This is a genomic window from Chloroflexus sp. (assembly GCF_034434295.1).
Lineage (GTDB): Bacteria > Chloroflexota > Chloroflexia > Chloroflexales > Chloroflexaceae > Chloroflexus.
This window is the reverse complement of the sequence record NZ_DAOTZQ010000055.1, coordinates 71,431-88,555: the sequence shown is the minus strand read 5'-3', so window position 1 is coordinate 88,555 and position 17,125 is coordinate 71,431. Positions and strand designations below refer to the sequence as shown.

The 17,125-nt window shown below is 54.8% G+C and carries 14 protein-coding genes and 1 pseudogene; 6 read left to right on the top strand and 9 right to left on the bottom strand.

What is annotated here, in order from left to right:
• Positions 1-10 precede the first annotated feature (10 nt).
• From VAE57_RS08630 to VAE57_RS08615, 4 genes are all read left to right on the top strand, one after another.
• Positions 11-1,135, top strand: a complete 1,125-nt coding sequence (locus VAE57_RS08630) for a glycosyltransferase family 9 protein (protein ID WP_322821482.1) — start codon at positions 11-13, stop codon at positions 1,133-1,135.
• 75 nt (positions 1,136-1,210) lie between these two features.
• Positions 1,211-1,615 (top strand): hypothetical protein, encoded by a 405-nt coding sequence (locus VAE57_RS08625; RefSeq protein WP_322821481.1) that lies wholly within the window; start codon positions 1,211-1,213, stop codon positions 1,613-1,615.
• Positions 1,616-2,050 carry a hypothetical protein gene (locus VAE57_RS08620; protein ID WP_322821480.1) on the top strand — a complete coding sequence of 145 codons (435 nt, stop codon included), beginning with the start codon at positions 1,616-1,618 and terminating at the stop codon, positions 2,048-2,050.
• Between the two features lie 41 nt (positions 2,051-2,091).
• Positions 2,092-2,478 carry a LysM peptidoglycan-binding domain-containing protein gene (locus tag VAE57_RS08615; protein WP_322821479.1) on the top strand — a complete coding sequence of 129 codons (387 nt, stop codon included), beginning with the start codon at positions 2,092-2,094 and terminating at the stop codon, positions 2,476-2,478.
• A gap of 161 nt (positions 2,479-2,639) precedes the next feature.
• Here the strand turns inward: VAE57_RS08615 and VAE57_RS08610 are convergent, their stop codons facing one another.
• The 6 genes and pseudogenes from VAE57_RS08610 to VAE57_RS08585 form a co-directional block, all read right to left on the bottom strand.
• Positions 2,640-3,053 (bottom strand): ATP-binding protein, encoded by a 414-nt coding sequence (locus VAE57_RS08610; RefSeq protein ID WP_322821478.1) that lies wholly within the window; start codon positions 3,051-3,053, stop codon positions 2,640-2,642.
• Between the two features lie 59 nt (positions 3,054-3,112).
• A complete protein-coding gene (locus tag VAE57_RS08605) occupies positions 3,113-3,478 on the bottom strand; it encodes an STAS domain-containing protein (protein WP_322821477.1) in 366 nt (121 codons plus the stop codon).
• Positions 3,471-5,465: a glycosyltransferase gene (locus VAE57_RS08600; RefSeq protein WP_322821476.1), complete on the bottom strand. Its 1,995-nt coding sequence runs from the start codon at positions 5,463-5,465 to the stop codon at positions 3,471-3,473. Before VAE57_RS08600 ends, VAE57_RS08605 begins: the two co-directional genes overlap by 8 nt.
• A gap of 10 nt (positions 5,466-5,475) precedes the next feature.
• Positions 5,476-7,539 (bottom strand): annotated as a pseudogene (locus VAE57_RS08595) (cellulose biosynthesis cyclic di-GMP-binding regulatory protein BcsB).
• A gap of 4 nt (positions 7,540-7,543) precedes the next feature.
• Positions 7,544-10,366 carry a response regulator gene (locus VAE57_RS08590; RefSeq protein WP_322821475.1) on the bottom strand — a complete coding sequence of 941 codons (2,823 nt, stop codon included), beginning with the start codon at positions 10,364-10,366 and terminating at the stop codon, positions 7,544-7,546.
• A 424-nt stretch (positions 10,367-10,790) separates the two neighbouring features.
• Positions 10,791-11,804 (bottom strand): DMT family transporter, encoded by a 1,014-nt coding sequence (locus tag VAE57_RS08585; protein WP_322821474.1) that lies wholly within the window; start codon positions 11,802-11,804, stop codon positions 10,791-10,793.
• A gap of 111 nt (positions 11,805-11,915) precedes the next feature.
• On the opposite strand from VAE57_RS08585, the gene VAE57_RS08580 reads away from it, so the two are divergent.
• Positions 11,916-12,374 carry a hypothetical protein gene (locus VAE57_RS08580; RefSeq protein ID WP_322821473.1) on the top strand — a complete coding sequence of 153 codons (459 nt, stop codon included), beginning with the start codon at positions 11,916-11,918 and terminating at the stop codon, positions 12,372-12,374.
• Between the two features lie 6 nt (positions 12,375-12,380).
• Positions 12,381-12,620, top strand: coding sequence for a plastocyanin/azurin family copper-binding protein (locus VAE57_RS08575; protein WP_322821472.1), 240 nt, complete (start codon positions 12,381-12,383; stop codon positions 12,618-12,620).
• Between the two features lie 26 nt (positions 12,621-12,646).
• On the opposite strand, the gene rlmD is transcribed toward VAE57_RS08575, so the two are convergent.
• The 3 genes from rlmD to thrC all read right to left on the bottom strand — a co-directional run bounded on the left by rlmD (position 12,647) and on the right by thrC (position 17,118).
• Positions 12,647-13,843, bottom strand: coding sequence for a 23S rRNA (uracil(1939)-C(5))-methyltransferase RlmD (gene rlmD / locus VAE57_RS08570; RefSeq protein ID WP_322821471.1), 1,197 nt, complete (start codon positions 13,841-13,843; stop codon positions 12,647-12,649).
• A gap of 668 nt (positions 13,844-14,511) precedes the next feature.
• The gene (locus tag VAE57_RS08565; protein WP_322821470.1) at positions 14,512-15,519 is read right to left on the bottom strand and encodes an STAS domain-containing protein; all 1,008 of its coding nucleotides are present in this window, start codon (positions 15,517-15,519) and stop codon (positions 14,512-14,514) included.
• Between the two features lie 270 nt (positions 15,520-15,789).
• The gene (gene thrC / locus VAE57_RS08560; RefSeq protein WP_322821469.1) at positions 15,790-17,118 is read right to left on the bottom strand and encodes a threonine synthase; all 1,329 of its coding nucleotides are present in this window, start codon (positions 17,116-17,118) and stop codon (positions 15,790-15,792) included.
• Between the last annotated feature and the right edge of the window lie 7 nt (positions 17,119-17,125).

The following is a 17,125-nucleotide window of genomic DNA, read 5'->3' as shown; positions in this document are numbered from 1 at the left end:
CCATCCCACCATGCGCACGACACTGCTCCATCTGCTGGCAATCACTGCCCGTCCACTGGTTCGACGTTCACTGGTGCACCCACCCCAACGGATTCTCATTATCAAACCCGATCATCTCGGTGATCTGTTGCTGGCAACACCGGCACTCACTGCACTGCGGGCTGCATTACCGACCGCACATGTAACAGCGTTGGTCGGGCCATGGGCAGCTTCGATGTGGGCGCAGATGCGTGAGATCGATACCCTGGAGACACTCCCTTTTCCGGGCTTTAATCGTGATGCACCAAAACCACTGCCGTGGGAGCCGTATATCTTGCTCTACCAGACGGCACGTCGGCTCCGCCAGCAGGCTTATGACACTGCACTCATCTTGCGCGATGATCACTGGTGGGGCGCAGCCCTGGCCCTGCTGGCCGGGATACCGCAGCGTATCGGCTTTGCCCATCCGCTGTGCAAGTCGCTGCTGAGTACCGCATTACCATACCAGCCTCGCCAACACGTCACCCAGCAGGCACTTGATATAGTCGCAGCGCTTACCAATACTCTACCCACTACCACTGCGTTGCGCTATACCCCAACCGATGCTGCCCGAACGTGGGCTATCGCCTGGATTCAACAGCATCTTAAACCAGATGAACACCTGATCATCATTCACCCCGGCACGGGTGGGCCGACCAAACACTGGCTACGCGAGTACTGGGTTAGACTGGCACAAGAATTACGTCAACCAGGACAGCGAGTTCTCCTGACAGGTAGCCCGGCAGAAACCGCAGAACTGACCGCAATCGCGGCTACCTGTCCTCCTGAACTACTCGTACTCAGCAACGATCTGACAATTGACCGGCTAGCGGCCCTGTTTACTCACGCCAGACTGGTAATTGGGGTTGACAGTGGACCACTGCATATCGCCGTCAGTCAGGGAGTGCCGACCATTCACCTCTTCGGTCCCAGCGATCCATTGCGCTTTGGGCCGTGGGGCGATCCTGCCCGCCATCGTGTATTGAGTGCCGGCATGCCGTGTAGTCCGTGTGGGGTGTTTGCCACCTGCCCACGCGCCACCAACCCGCCAGAATGTATGGCTGCAATCACGCCGGCACAGGTGTTGGCAAGTGTTGAAGCGTTGTTGAGAAAGTGATTGACACCGATTCTGGCGGCTGCTACAATAACTCGTTGTAATCACAGATACTCTCTCAAACGTTATGAGAGATATATGCCCGTTTTAACACGTAGCTTTGTCAAAGCATCCTTGATCACCCTGGTGGTGGGACTGCTGATTGGCATCTGGCAACAAATACCCGGTTTCGGTATACCTGGCCTGTCGCCGGTGTACCTTCACCTGCTAACATTTGGCTGGCTGACCCAGTTGATCTTTGGGGTCGCACTCTGGATGTTTCCGGTGTATACAAAAGAACAACCACGCGGCCCGGCATGGCTGGGATGGACAATCTTTGCCTGCCTCAATCTTGGGCTGTTGTTACGCCTAATCTTCGAGCCGTTGCAGGGACTGGCACCATCCATTATCGGGGGTTGGATGCTGGTGCTTTCCGCTCTCTTGCAATGGCTGGCAGGGGTTGGTTTCATCATCAATATTTGGCCACGGGTGAGGGGTAAGTAGATGCCACACCTGAGTCGTTATTTCATCCGTGCTTCGCTGATATATCTGTTGCTGGGACTCACCGCTGGTGCACTTATCCTCGCCAACAAAGGCATCCTTTTTGCGCCATTGGTCTGGGTCTTACTCCCCCTGCATATCGAAACCATGTTTGTGGGGTGGATGAGTCAACTGGCGTTGGGCGTTGCGTTCTGGATTTTACCCAGGCTGCCAGGAGATGCGCCGCGCGGGGATGAACGCTGGAGCTGGGTCGCTTTGATATTGATCAATGTTGGCCTGCTCGTTGCGATGACTGCGCCGTTTAGCCCATGGCCCTGGTCGAGCACCCTGGCCCGTTCGCTCGAAGCGGTGGGATTCGTTGCATTTGTCTTGGGGAACTGGCGACGAATCTATTCACCTACACTTGGGTTGCAAACATCGAACAGAAAACAGGGTTAGAGCGACATTACTACCAGGTTGTAATTATCGAAGGGGGAAATGTGCTACGCCGTTTATGGATTGGCATACTATGGTTGCTCATGGTGGGGAGCAGTATAGGGCTTGCCGCCTGCTTGCCCGAACCACCACCACGCAACATCCCAACAATGCCGGTCATTCTCGATATTACGCCCGCGCCAACCCTTGATATTGATGCCACAGCGACAGCTTACGCCAGTGCGCCACGCTCGACCCCGACAATTGCCGCGCTGTATGTGGTGCAGGCCGGCGACACGCTCAGTGCGATTGCCGAGCGCTTCGGCGTCACGGTCGACGAACTGGTGGCGGCTAATAATCTGACCGATCCCAATTTTCTGCAACCCGGCCAGACCCTGCTTATCCCATCGTTGATCGCTACACCACGCCCAACAACCACACCAACACCGTAGTTGGAAGGTGGCGATTGGGGTGCGAGGGTGTCAGGCGGGCTGAGCCCCCCTGACGACGTGAAAGCCCCGACGGGGCTGAAAGGGCACCCACTCCCCACCCCCAGGCCAGCCCCACAGAGGCTTTTATGGATTGAGGCAGAGTTTTAACCCACCGAACGCGGTCAGGCTGTTTTATGCAGCAGCACTAATCGCCAGCAGTTCACGTTACGAAAGCGGCGGTATTGCAGCTTATCGAGAATGGTCTGGGCAATTGCCAGGCCACGTCCGTGCTCTTCCCAATCTTCGGGCATAGCAATCGTAGTGCGTGGCATTGTCCAGGAAAGACCCTGATCGACAATCTGTGCCTCAAGAATGGTTGGTGTGCAGCGTAACCGCAATTTGATCGGTGGATCACCAGGCACGACGGCGTACTGCAAAATATTGGCAATCACTTCAGCCAGGGCTGTTCCAAACCGCATGCGTGTCTCTGCGCTGAGGTGAGTAGCGGCCCAGAACGTAGCCAGTGCGGTATGCAATTGTTCAATCCCTTCCGGGAGATTCGCATTCAATTCGTAATCGTGTTCGATCCAATGCATAACCTGTCTCTTCACCATGCCCGCACCTGGTACTACCTTCTGTATCCGCCTGACCATTACTAACCGGCCTGCAACGCCTCAGCGACATTGGGAAACGGACGTAACACCCGATTGAGCGTAGTCAATTCGAGCATTGCCAGTGCCTGTGCGCCAGGCTGAGCCAGTCGCAAATCACCCCCGGCCAGTCGTGCAGCTTTCAAACCACCGATGAGCGCCCCCAACCCTGAGCTATCGACAAAGCTCACCTCACTCATATCAATCACAAGTAACCGAAAACCTTCATTGACCGCTTTGACCAGGCGTTGTTTCACATCATTTGCCACTAACAGATCGAGTCGCCCGCGCAACTGCACAACTGCTGCCTGTTCGCTTACCGGATTGACGGTAATCTCCATAGTGACCTCTTTGATAACGTCGTTAAGCATACTCTGACAATGACTCCTCTGCAGGTTGGTACAATGCGGCATCGATGACCACGCTGAGCATAACCAGATCGTACACGGCCCAGAAGACATTGACAAGTACCGGCATACCATCGGTACGCCATCCCAGCGCCAGTTGTAGTAAACCCACGCCGATTGCAATTGCCAGCAAAACCATCATCAGCAGTTGCCAGCGCACCAACCCGAAATAACGCCCCGCCTGCCTGGTCTTCGGCGTGACGATAAAGCCCAGTTTCTTACCAAACCAGACATTCGCTGCGGCTGTAACCACAGCCTTGATCCAGATGGGGAAAAGGGCCAGACTGTACTGCTGGCCGCGCCAGGTCGGTCGTCCCCAACTGATCACAGCAAAGAGCAACTGATTGACCAGCAAGTATGGGGGCAGGCGCCAGAAAAATTCTGCCGAGAGCGCATTGACCGGTAGCAACCCAAAGATCAGGAACAGCACAGGAGAGATCAGGTATATGATCGTTGGCAGACCCGAAAAGTAGCTCCACATGGTATCGAGATAGGCCAGCCGTTGCCCGATGCTCAGCCCTGGCAACAGCAGAGGATTCTCGCGTAAAAAGACCTGGATCGTTCCCTGTGCCCAGCGTAAACGCTGTTGCAACGCACTCCGTAAATCTTCCGGTGCCAGACCGTGAGCCAGAATCTCGTCGTGGTAGACCGAACGCCAGCCGGTAGCGTGCAGGCGCATCGACGTTGACATATCTTCGGTGACTGAAATGGTAGAGATGGGAAGATAATCCATGGCCTCATTCACCAACAGTGGAATAAGCTGCCGGACTGTCTCGATGGCCGCCAGGGGAGAACGATCCCGCCTGGTCAGCTCTGCCAGCACTGCTTCATCATGCAGTGATTGCATAATCTCGGCGGCTTCCACTGCCTGAATCTCGGCCAGATCGGCCATAATCTGCCGCAAATTAGCCGCAACCACCATCCGCGCCGCATCTTCGGCACGGTGCTGAAACCGTTCGGTGACCTCTTGAAAGGTGTCACCGCGATCAAGCTCCTGGCGGGCACACTTCACGGCCCGTCGTAGGGACTGAAGGGCAGGTGCGATCTGTGTTCGTTCGGATGGTGCCAGTTGCCGCTCTGCCCGCCGGATGACCGTATCTGCCTCACGCAATGCCCGCCGGATGCGTCGCTCAACATCGCGCACGAAGAAGCGGATACCGGTACGCGCCAGTGCTTCACGCCGCAGCACGGCATTCGAGCCACAGAAGAAGGCAGCATTCCAGCCATCTTTGCCTTGTTGAATTGGCCCGTAGAAGAGTGGAGCCTGGCTACCAAAAGGGTCACCGGGCGGCACATTGACAAAATACTGGGGTGTCTGGACTAACGCCACCTTTGGGTCGCTAAAATATCCCAGGGTACGATCCAGAATCTGGGGGAGAGGCACCTGATCAGCGTCCAAAATCAGAATGTAATCACCGGTAGTATGTTCAAGCGCATTGATCAGATTTCCAGCTTTAGCGTGCCGGTCAAATCCTACCCAGGCGGCTGAACGGGTGACGTAACCACACCCCTCTTCAGTAGCCATTGCGCGCATCGCCGGACTATTGCCATCATCCAGGAGATACGTCTGATGTGGGTAACATATGGCCAGCGCCGCACGCACCGTCTTGCGTACCAGTTCGACTGGCTCATTGTAACAAGTGATGTAGACATCAACCCGCAAGCCTGGAGGTGCAGGTGGCGGCTCGCCCCGTTCCCGCAGGCGAAACACGGTAAGACCGAACAAAAAACTACTAATGTAACTGTACAGTTCGGCCCCAAACAGTGCCAGAGAAAAGAGCCACGCATCCCAGTTGAGCGAAGCCGTACCGCGCCAGAGCAGGTAATATGCGCCCAATACCAGATTGGTCACCACGAGGATTTTGATCAAACCACGACGAAACATCGCCCATTGGTCAGCGCCCCAACCAACAACCCGCTCTAAGGTTGTAAGGGTGAAGGACGAATTCATCGCCTGCCTCTTACCTCCGCCGCAACCAACGGATACGGATCACTAGCACTGCCGTTGCTACCAGAGCAATCAACAAGATCGATCCAACCACCTGCCAGGCCGGAAAACGTTCGAGCAGGATCACTTCAATGCGTGGGGTCAGGGTTTGCGGCGGTGTCTGTAGAGGATTCGTCAATGACACCACTGTCGGGTCAGGATCGGCAGCGATCTGGGCCTGACTACCACGAAGCACCCGCAACAATGCCCACTCGCGTAAAGCCCGTACTCCGAGCCGCAGATCTTCACTATCAGCCGCAGCGATGAGTAATACACGCGCACCTGACTGCCACGGTGATGGTACGATGCTCAGGGTCGCCTGTGCGCTCCGACCGGGCTGGTACACAAACGGCGTATTGGATGACGCATTGAGCATTGCAGCCAGTGGATGTCGTTCCCGACTACCCAGAATAACCAGCGGCCCGTTACGATCATCGCCAATGTCATTCGCCGTCAATAGGATGGGTGGTGGCACGTCCTTGAGCGTTACCCAACGCCCCATCGCAGCGGCCAGTTCTAATCCAGCCTGAACATCTTGTATGGCCGGTTGGGGTGGTAACACCAACCGGGCATTTGTATCGGCGAGAAGCGCTGCCGGAAAACGTCCAAGATCATCAACCGCTGCCGGATCGTTGGGCAAACGCCAGGCCGATGTCGGCTCGATCACAGCCCATGCAGCCGAAGTGTCTACTTCCTCACAACCGCTATTTGGGAGATCGAGGTAGAGACGAATCTGGAGATCAAGCCGACGGATCGGCGTACCTTCCAGATCGCTGTTGAGCAGATCTGACGGTAAGGTAAACCGATATTGCACTGGGCCATTCGTTTCAACCTGCAAACGCTGTGAGCCAAGGGTTATCCCGTTGACGGCAACCGTCACCCATGAAGTTGGTGCTCTTAAGCCGGCCGCCGTAGCAATATGCAGATCGAGCGTACCGCCTACCCGAACATCCCAGCCGGCTGGCCGCTCGAAGGCGAAGACGATCTGATGTTCACCGGCGCCCACCACCTGCCGACGATCCACGCCGAGCTGAGCAAAACTGGCGGCCCCATTACGCCAGGCTGCCGCAGGGAGCTGTGGTGGTGGTTGGGTTACGGCCAGCACCGCTGCTGGCGGTAACGAAGTACTCAGCGCCTGAGCAGCAAGGCGCAGTGCCGTCGGCGTCGCTCCAGCTACCAGTAATCGTGGTGGTGAGGCTGATGCCAACATCAACAACCCATGATCAGGCGGTACTTCCTAACCATCCACTTCATACGCTCCGCCATTCCAGCGCACAGAACCCCAGTTACCTTCCGGCAATGAAGCCAATGCCACCACGATGGTCGGAAGCTGTTCGGGAACAGTATCACTTATTGTCAATACCGGGTCTTGTTGCGCCGATGCAGCCCAGCGGCCAATGGCGAAAGCGACCTGTCCGGCAGCCGCCAGCGTAGATTGGTCAGTTGTCGGGTGCAAGACAATCGTTGGCGGCGCCCGCACCTCTGGTGAGCTGAGTGGTAATGGCGCAAAGAGCGCAGCGACATCGGCTAAGGTTCCAGCCTCAACCGGTTGGAGATCGAGTTGCAGAGTTGAGTCACCCTTCACAACCGTCCACAGAGCCGGGTTTTGCACTTCTTCGCAAATATCATCGGTCAGTCGCATGTGCAGACGAACCTGAAAAAACAGGCCAGGCCCGTCAAATCCAGCGATTGGCAAAACGACTGACAGCACTCCAGCTTCGGCGTTGTCAGGAGTTAAACGGGTACTACCCAACGAACGGCCATTAAGCACGACAGTGATGGTAGAGCGATCAGCGCACAAAAGAGGTGAATGGGTGAAGTGTAGGGTCAATACACCATTACTGCGTGGACGTAAGCCGGTCGGAATCGGAAAATAGTAATCCAGCACCGCATCAATGCCAAAAGCGGTGCGATCACCGTAGCCCAGGTCGGCAAACCGATGGACTGAACCCTGGGCCGCTAGCGGCGCCGGGAGCGCAAGCCCTTGAAGACACAGAAAAAGCCCCAACGTCCATCGCAGCAGTTGCTTCACAACCATATGGCTACGCCCCTGCAACCATATCTCGTACCAGGACGACTACCGTCAGATCATCGGTGAGCGGACCAAGTAATGCTGGCACTGCCAGCAAACGATTCACAATTGCGGTCGCCGACATACCATCATTGAGCAAATCGTTAATTTGGAGCGGATCGCGGGCCAACGCCGGCCATGGGTCGAGCAGACCATCACTAAACAACACCAGGGCATCACCGGGATGAAGCATCGTCTCGCCCTGGCGATACAGTTCGTGCGAAAAGATACCGAGTGGCGCCCCACGAGGTTCGAGACGATCACATTGTCCACCGTGACGACGAATGAAGCTCAGGCCATGACCGGCATCAACGAAGGCCAGGGTATGGGTCAATAGATTCAACTGCAAGTGACAAAGGGTCACAAAACTACTGGTGCGATCCAGATCGGCGTGTAGAGCTTTGACGGCGTAACGCATATTGACTTCCGGCGTCGTATCACGAGCAACCGAACGGATAACAGCGCGCGTGGTGGTCATCAACAACGCCGCCGACATCCCCTTCCCCATCACATCACCGAAGGTCAGGTTCAACAAATGGGGAGCCGGAAAATGCCAGTCGTAGAAATCACCACCGACATCACGCGCCGGAATGCAGTGCGCAGCGATACTATACCCTGGTAAGCGCGGCATCTGCTGCGGCAGCATGTCGGCCTGAATCTGAGCAGCGTGTTTAATCTCTGCTTCCAGCTCACGTCGCTTCTGATCGAGCCGCCGTTGCAACGCCAGATTCTCACGTCGTAATCTGAGATTGGTCATCGTCCGATCAAGTACGACCAGCAGTTCTTGCCGATCAATTGGCTTGCGCAGGTAATCATCGGCCCCGTGTCGAATAGCATTGACAGCGATTTGCTCGGAACCAAAGGCGGTTGTCATAATTACTGCCGGCTCTGCCCCATTGCGCCGCACCTGGTCGAGCACATCAATTCCACTCATTTCCGGCATCAGAATATCGATGAGCGCAATATCTACCCCACCCTGAGCAATGCGCTGAAGAGCATCCATACCACTCTGAGTGACTTCCACCCGATAGCCGGCATCCATTAACCAGATTTGCAAGAGTCGACAAATATCGGGGTCATCATCTACCACCAGTACAAGCGGTGCCTGACTCAGGCGAGACGGTGTGAGCGGTAGGGCGTGTCGTTGTGGCGGCTGAGTCAGAGACACATCGGCCACAACCACCTGATTGCGTCCATTGTGTTTGGCCTGGTAGAGAGCTGCATCAGCCTTTTCAATCAGCGCACCGGCATCCAACCCCATCTGCCACTCGGCGACGCCAGCCGAAAAGGTCACGCGCAACGGTTCACCTTCACGCTGGTGCTCGATATGGGCAAACCGCTCACGCAGACTATCAATCACCATCGCTGCACTACCGGCACGAGTGTCTGGCATCACAATGAGAAACTCTTCACCACCGTAGCGCCCGATAACATCCGTTGCCCGTAGCCGTTGGCGCAAGAGACGGGCCAGACTCTTTAACACCCGATCACCCACCTGGTGACCGTAGCGATCATTGACCTGCTTAAAGTGATCGATATCAAGCAGGGCAACCGCGAGCGGCCGTGCATTGCGCCGCGCCCGTGCTACCTCGCGCATCAGGAGGTCTTGGGTAACGCTATGATTGAACAGCCCGGTTAGACCATCACGTACCATCAGGCTCCGCATCGTCCGCGCCCGTCGAATACGCGAGCTGACCGCAGCGATCAGATGCTCCAGATTGATCGGTTTGGTAAGAAAATCATCACCACCACGGGCCAGTGCCGCCAACTGCACTGAACGATCAGTCTCGCCGGAAAGAAAGACAATTGGTACGCTATGATATTCCGGTTGCTGACGAATAACGGCTGCCAGTTCCTGTCCATTGCAGTCGGGCATATATACATCGAGCAAGATCAGGTCGGGTTGCTCCTCGGCGAGCAGGTCTGGCACTTCCATAGGATTGGTTGTAGACACAACCCGCATTCCAGCCGCACGGAGCGCCAATGCATACACCTCGGCCATTAATGGCGAGTCGTCAACGATGAGAACCATATACGGCTCGCTGCTCGTGCGCTGGGTCAACTGATCGATCTGATCGATCAGCAGACCTACGTCAAGAGGACGGGTAAAATACCCGCATCCACCGGCCCGAACAGCCGCCAAACGCAGATGGAAATCGGCAGAAGTGGCAGTAAAGATGATCGGAATCGTGTCCCCATACCGATCATGCAAGATGGCTGCCGTAGCAATGCCACTCTGAACACCATCCTGCAAATTGACATCGAGCACAATAAGGTTTGGCAACCGACGTTCAACCGCTGCAAACAAATCGGTGCTGCTTAGAAAGCTCTCAGCAACATAACCAAAATACGCAATCTGGCGCATCAACTCAGTAGTCTCTTCGGGATCGTGACCAGCAATATAGACCAGAATTGAGTCACTTGCCACCTGCGTTGATTGAACGGCTACCTGAGATTGTAGCTTGCGTTCACGCAGTGCATTCAGCAAGCCTGTCACTAGCGGTTCAAGATCAGATAGTGCTGGTAAATCCCGATCAGTAGACAACCAGGTTTGTAGGGCGGTATCAAGGGTACGGGCAACATCACTTACCGCCTGCAAGCCAAACGTAGCTCCCGAACCCGCCAGATTATGGGCGATACGCTGCAAAGCAACCAGATCGTCGCGTTGCAGAGCATCATACTGCCATCGCTCCCAGAGTGCGGAGATGTGCGCAATCTTGTCATCCAGTTGATGAAGGTATTGTTGCTGCAACTCGACAAAGAGGGAGTGGGCTTCATTATTGTTTCGACTCATACGGTATATTGCTCCCTCAGTCGCCAATGGTACCGGTCACGTCCGACAATAGGCGACACTGATGACCTTTTGTTATCTACTCAATTGAACGTGTTCTGCAATCTGTATCGACCTTTGATCAGCACCATCGTTTGTTACGAAATGATGAAAATAAATAATTGTTCTACCTCAAAATACAACGATTCGGGTAGCCAATCATTATCAGATTGCTAACCGGTTTAGTACCGGGATGAACAATTTCACCATGTTTGAAATCCACGACTTGTGATGTTGAGCGGGTCGGTGATACCTGGAGTATTGTATTAGATCAGTCTAATCTTACTTTTGGTTCGAGCTGTTATGTGTAGGCTTTCACAACAACCGACCCGGCCACTCCAACAATCACAAGTCGCATCCGTTATAGTTCATGTATATTACGTCTTTATTAGATACGGGGTACAATCCAGCCAGCATGTACACCAAATAACGAAAACACCGGTTGTCTGTGTTGCAGCGCGTGTCCGATTGTATCAATATATACGCGATAGCGACCCGACTCAGCCTGGGATGGTGGGGTCACAACAACCAGGGCAACCCCAATAGAGGCCACTACCAACCCCACGATTGCCAGCAACCCTAACCGTTCGCCGAATAACAACCACGCCTCAACCGCCGTCGCCGGCGGTACCAGGTAGAAGAGGCTTGACACACGGGCTGCTGAACGTGCCCGGATCAAGACCATCAAGAGCAGAATAGCACCTATCGACAGCACAAGGGTGAGCCACAGCAAAGAGCCAATCAGCTCTGGTCGCCATTCGATCTCCTGGGTTTCAAAGAGTAGTGCCAATGGTGCTATCAATGCCAGCGCACCCAGATACTGTGCCCAGGTCCCGCTCAACAACGGCAAACCCACACCAAAGCGTTTCTGGTAGAGAGTACCAGCCGTAGTCGCGAGCAAAGCAACGATTGCACTGGCTAATGTTATCGGCGTCACAACCGATGTGTCGGTAAACAGCAACTTGTCACCAACAACTGCCATTACGCCCACCAACCCTAACGCCAGCCCTAGCCACTGCCGGGCAGTAATCTGTTCACCCAATGTCCACTGACTGAACAGTGCCGTCAGGACAGGTTGCAGACTGACAATTAACGCGGTTAATCCTGCCGGCATACCACCATCGATAGCAAAAAAGACCCCACCCAGATAGCCACTATGGAGCAAAACCCCGACAATCGCACTGTGTCCATACGCAACTGGCTGACGCAACCACGGCTGGCGAAACATGATTGTCAGCGCACCCAGCAGGATCAGTACCAGCACGAAACGAATGCTAAGAAACGTGAATGGCTCGATATAGGGTAGACCATAGCGTGCACCGATAAAACCGGTACTCCAAAGTAACACGAAGAGTAGTGGAGCAATATTGGCGAGCAGTGATGTAGTTGTTTGGCTTTTCATACATACCTTTTTTCAGCATTGCAAAACTACTATCCATCGAAGATTGAGTTTTATGTTACACTAGACTATGTGCCGGATGTCACGATATGAACCTGACAGAGGAGGTCGCAGATGAGCTGGCGAGGTTCTGGCAGAAGCAATTTCCGTTCGCGCAGCAGCAGTAGAGGTTCGACGTTTTCGGGAGGAAGCGCCGGTGGGCCACCGTTGATTGTGATGATCGGTCTGGCATTCGGTGCTGGTTTGATTATGTTGATTGTCATGATTGCATCCAACGCAACTGCTGGTGGCTTTGTGGCAACAACCCCGCGACCAACCGCTACTCCACGCCCTACGGCCGCACCTGCCCCAACGCAGCCCCCGGCGGCTCAACCAACCACTGCTCCGGCTACGCAAGCCACCAATGCACCGGGTGGTTTGAATGCCGTCAATGAAACTCCAGCCCAAACGGTTGAGATACGGCCTGCTCCAGATGCCCTGGCGTTTGCCCAAACATCACTCTCCTTACCGGCAAATACGGTCGTGCGCCTCGATTTCGTCAATCAGAATAACCTGGGTGTCCAACACAACTAGGTGCTGGTGAATGGTGGCGATGATGTAGCCGCCGCTGTCAATACTGCCGCTCAAAATAACGCCGATGCCCTCTTCGTGCCGCCACCTGACACCCCAAATGCGCTGGCCTGGACAGCGATGCTCAACGCTGGTCAGAGTGGCAGTGTTACATTCCGTACTCCAGCACCGGGTACATACCTTTACATTTGTACCTTCCCTGGGCACTATCTGGCTGGAATGAAGGGCACCCTGACGGTGACGCAGTAGCGATGTTCTGATGCCGACGGTTGCGGCTAGTCGTTTACACGACGTTCCAGCACTGCCATGACTTCAACGTGTGGTGTGTGCGGAAACATGTCGTAGCCGCGTAAACCGACAATCCGGTACGCCGACTGTAAGTGTTGGAGATCGTTGACCTGCGTCAATGGATTACACGAGACATAGACAATCCGCTGCGGGGCGATTCTAAGCAATTCCTGGCAAACCAGCAGTCCTAACCCGGTACGTGGTGGATCAACCACCACGACCGGCAGGCTGCCGGTTGGTTGTTCCTGCAAGTAGGTCAGCGTATCCGCACAGATCGGATGTACATTCGACACCTTATTCAGCAGCGCATTCTGATGTGCAAGCTGCACACTTTCAGCTACTGACTCGACACAATCAACTCGTGCGGCTGACTGAGCCAGATGCAACCCGATGACACCAACGCCGCCGTAGAGATCGGCGACCCGCATCGTAGCATCAGGGGCGGCTGCGGCAACTGCGTCATTGATCAGCCGTTCGGTCAGATGAATATTGTTCTGGAAGAAGGTATTTGGCCCGATAAAGCAGGTAAAGTGTCCAACCCGCATAGCTAACCGATCAGCTCCCCAGTGTCGACGTACCTCACCAAACGAGACATCGGTAAGCGTGTCATTGACCAGCCAGTAAAAACCGACCACCCCCGGTTGGGCCAGGGCTGTAGCGGCCAGCTCTGCCATCACTGCCTCATCACCACCAGCGGTAACGGCGGCGAGTAACAACTCATCATCAGGGCTACGCCGTACCACAATGTAGCGCAAAAAACCGGTATGGGTGCGAACATCGTAATCAGGTAGTCCCAGGGCAAGTGCACGCCGCCAGACTGCCTGGGCAGCAGCGAAGGCTGTTGGCGGAATCAGATGACACGTCGTCAATTCGATAATGTAGTTGAATTTACCGTGAGCACGCAGCCCGAAACGCCCCTTGGTGGCAACGTAATCCATGCGGGTACGATAGGCAAAGGGATCGGGTGAAGCAACGACTTCGAAAGCGGAGGCATCAATGCCACCTTCTGAGTACAACGTGCGCAGGATCGTTGTTTTTGCCGCAACCTGATCTGTGTAAGTGCGATCCTGAAAAGCACAGCCACCACATTCACGAGCATGTGGGCACAGCAGCGTCACAGATTGCCCCGCCAGAACACGATCAACGATTGCTTTGCGGAGGGTTTTAGCGGTAAAAGGTGGCATATATCAAGCGTACTTCGCATTCGGTTTCAAAACAGGGATCGAGTAGCACAACGTTTACATTCACAAACATCGCCCTCAGGACAATACACTCACGCTGACGGGCGTGTATACGCAGCTTTACCCAGAGTACGGAAGCCTTGCTTCAATATTTCCCCTCTACGACACAACTGGCGATACGAGTTGTTGTGAGGTTCTCTCCAGCGCGTCCTAACGATATTACTCGTTAAGCACGATGATGCAGATGTCAGAAAGAGTCGCATCTGCAAAAAGATACCAACGTAGCACGGGTTTCAGAGTGCTACGGCTCTTTCATCGTTTAAGGTAATGGATCACTCGATCTGTAACGTTAAGACGTGACGTACCCATTAACCTCTGCCAGACGTTGTTTGGTCATGGTAAGGCAGCGGGAGCATAATGGGTTGTCTCCGTCTACCTGTCCTTACTCCAACCCAGGTTGCCAGCTTAATATTACCACAGAGACACGGAGAACACAGAGGATGGGCATCATCTGAGTGGCTACCTCAGGGCGTGACATAGTGCGTCTATGGGATTGGCTACTACCCACATGGTTCATACGGTTACGCTCCACAGTGTTGGGGACAACGTCGTGCCGTTCATTATCGCTATCAGTCTCACGTGCCTGCTCACAGCGTAGGTGGCAACTTGGGTTAATTCAACAATTCATCACCACCGTTGCGCCGGTTACGGATAACCGAGACTTGGGTTTCCATCCAGCGCTGCAATGCCTCTTGAGGTGATGCTGCCACCTCAAGCTCACTTAGTTCAATCCCGATGTGGGTGAGGGTCAGCGCCACCTGTGATGAAATACCGGTGAGGGAGACTCGGCAACCGAGCAAGCGCAGGGTGCGCACCGTCTGCGTCAACGCATTGGCAACTGCGGTATCGATGACCGGTACTCCGGCCACGTCAATAATCACCAGATTAACCCGTCGTTCATAGACCAGTTCCAGTAGACGGCTGGTAATCTTACCGGCCCGACGGCTATCAATACCACCAACCAGGGGTGCTAGCAGCACACCATCGGCGATCCGTACAGCCGGTGTTTCAAGCTGACTTACCAGTTCGAGCAGCTCTTGCTGGCGTTGATTTTGCTCTTGCAATTCCAGACGCTGCTGTTCAATTGCGCGTGCGCGCTCTTCTATCTCACGCCTGGCAGCCTCTGCCTGCGCCGCATTTCGTTCGGCCTCAACCCGTGCCCCATCAAGTGCAAATCGAGCAGCGGCAAAAGCAGCAACCTGCACCAGGTAGCTCGCCAGCACAGCAATATCGGCATAGACACTATTGAATAGGCCGTCATTCAAGACATCACGCCCCAACAAGATACCGATCATTGCCAGACCGATACCGGCTACCCAGCGGGTATTGGTAATCGCGACTGCAAAGGCCAGGGGAGTGAAGAGAACTATCGTTTGGTCATCAAGCAGTAATCCAAAGGCAACCACTAGCGCCACACCAGTGGTGGCAAAGAAGCGTGCACCTTCCCAACCACGCCAGTAAAGCCAGGTTGCAGCACCAAAAATCGCCGAGACGAGGAGGGTCAAGACAATCGTCCGCACTGGATCGCCGACAATGAGATTAATCAGACCACGGATCAGCGTATAGCCGGCCATTCCGCCCATCAGTACAAATGCCAGTTGCCGTTGATCGATTTTCACACAGCCTCCCCATCATGCTCCAGGATGTGCTTGAACAACATCTCTTCGTCTTGCTACCGAACCATCACCAACAGTGACCGCTTCGCGTACCTCGCGGACATACAGACTGAAGATCGTGTTACTCCCATATCAATGAGTAATCCGCTCGCCAGTGTCTTTATCATCTTATCCTCACCGCACCGATGAAGAGCAAGGCAGATGACTATGACTATCACACCTCTGTTGCTCTCATCGCCGGTGATTGTCCAACATTCTTACGATAGTTCTCGCTCAATCCCCGAACCGGCGGGCAATTGCCCGGCGCACCGCATCCACATCAGGTGGTAATTCCAGGGGGGGATTGGTATACTGCCCGACAACATCGCGGAGCGTACCTTCATGATACTCTACTTTGAAGCGGCTGAACTTCAGGCCATGAGCAGTTGAGATAACAACAACCCGATCACTTCGCTTGATCTCACCCCGTTCCACCAGTTTGATCAGGGCTGCCAGCGCGACCCCGGTATGTGGACAGGCGTAGGCACCAGTTCGATCAGCGCGAGCCGCAGCATCAGCCAGCTCCTGTTCGGTAGCCTGTTCGACAATGCCGTTGAAACGTTTAAGAATGCTGATTGCGCGATTGATGCTTACCGGATCGCCAATCTGAATTGCACTGGCGGCAGTAGGCTGAGCCTTGACTGGCTCATACTCGCGAAAACCGGTCAGGTACGAGCGGTAGAGTGGGTTGGCATTGGCGGCCTGCGCAGTGACGATCCGTGGCAATCGATCAATCAGGCCCAGTTCGTGCATCATCAACAAACCCTTACCCAGAGCGAAGGTGTTGCCAAGATTACCGCCCGGAATGATGATCCAGTCTGGGACTTCCCAGTCAAATTGCTGTACAATCTCGATCCCAACCGTCTTCTGCCCTTCCACCCGCAGCGAATTGAGCGAATTGGCAAGGTAGATACCGTTGTCAGGATTGGCAGTAATCTCGCGCACGATCCGCATACAGCCATCAAAATCGGTATCAAGTGCCAGTACCAGCGCACCATGGGCCACCGGTTGCACCAGTTGGGCGACACTTACCTTCCCCTTCGGCAGGAAGACGATGGTGGGAATGCCGGCTGCTGCTCCGTAGGCCGCCAGTGCCGCAGACGTATCGCCGGTTGAGGCGCAGGCGATTGCCCGGATCGGCTTGCCCTCGCTGATCATCTGCTTGACCACACTGACCAGCACCGTCATGCCGAGATCTTTGAACGAACCGGTGTGGGAATTGCCACACATCTTGATCCAGAGGTCTTCCAGCCCGATTTCGCGCCCAAAACGCTCGGCCCAAAACAGGTTGGTTCCACCCTCAAACATACTGACCACGTTGTCGTCAGATACAATCGGGCAGACCCACTCTTTCTTTCCCCATACCCCACTACCGTAGGGCCAGGCTGTCCGCATCCAACGCTCATCAAACAGGCGCTTCCATTCTTCCGGGCTACGTTGGGCCAACGCTGCCATATCGTGCTGTACTTCGAGTAAGCCTCCTGACCGGCTGTAGTACACGATCTCGGTCAGGGGATAACGTTCGTTTGGATCATCCTGGGCAGCAAACCATGCGTGATACATATCATTC

Coding starts and splice junctions, on each gene's coding strand:
- thrC (WP_322821469.1), bottom strand. CDS start 17,118: ATGTATCACGCATGGTTTGCTGCCCAGGATGATCCAAACGAACGTTAT.
- VAE57_RS08610 (WP_322821478.1), bottom strand. CDS start 3,053: ATGCATTGGATCGAACACGATTACGAATTGAATGCGAATCTCCCGGAA.
- rlmD (WP_322821471.1), bottom strand. CDS start 13,843: ATGCCACCTTTTACCGCTAAAACCCTCCGCAAAGCAATCGTTGATCGT.
- VAE57_RS08585 (WP_322821474.1), bottom strand. CDS start 11,804: ATGAAAAGCCAAACAACTACATCACTGCTCGCCAATATTGCTCCACTA.
- VAE57_RS08620 (WP_322821480.1), top strand. CDS start 1,616: ATGCCACACCTGAGTCGTTATTTCATCCGTGCTTCGCTGATATATCTG.
- VAE57_RS08600 (WP_322821476.1), bottom strand. CDS start 5,465: ATGAATTCGTCCTTCACCCTTACAACCTTAGAGCGGGTTGTTGGTTGG.
- VAE57_RS08590 (WP_322821475.1), bottom strand. CDS start 10,366: ATGAGTCGAAACAATAATGAAGCCCACTCCCTCTTTGTCGAGTTGCAG.
- VAE57_RS08630 (WP_322821482.1), top strand. CDS start 11: ATGCGCACGACACTGCTCCATCTGCTGGCAATCACTGCCCGTCCACTG.
- VAE57_RS08625 (WP_322821481.1), top strand. CDS start 1,211: ATGCCCGTTTTAACACGTAGCTTTGTCAAAGCATCCTTGATCACCCTG.
- VAE57_RS08605 (WP_322821477.1), bottom strand. CDS start 3,478: ATGCTTAACGACGTTATCAAAGAGGTCACTATGGAGATTACCGTCAAT.
- VAE57_RS08580 (WP_322821473.1), top strand. CDS start 11,916: ATGAGCTGGCGAGGTTCTGGCAGAAGCAATTTCCGTTCGCGCAGCAGC.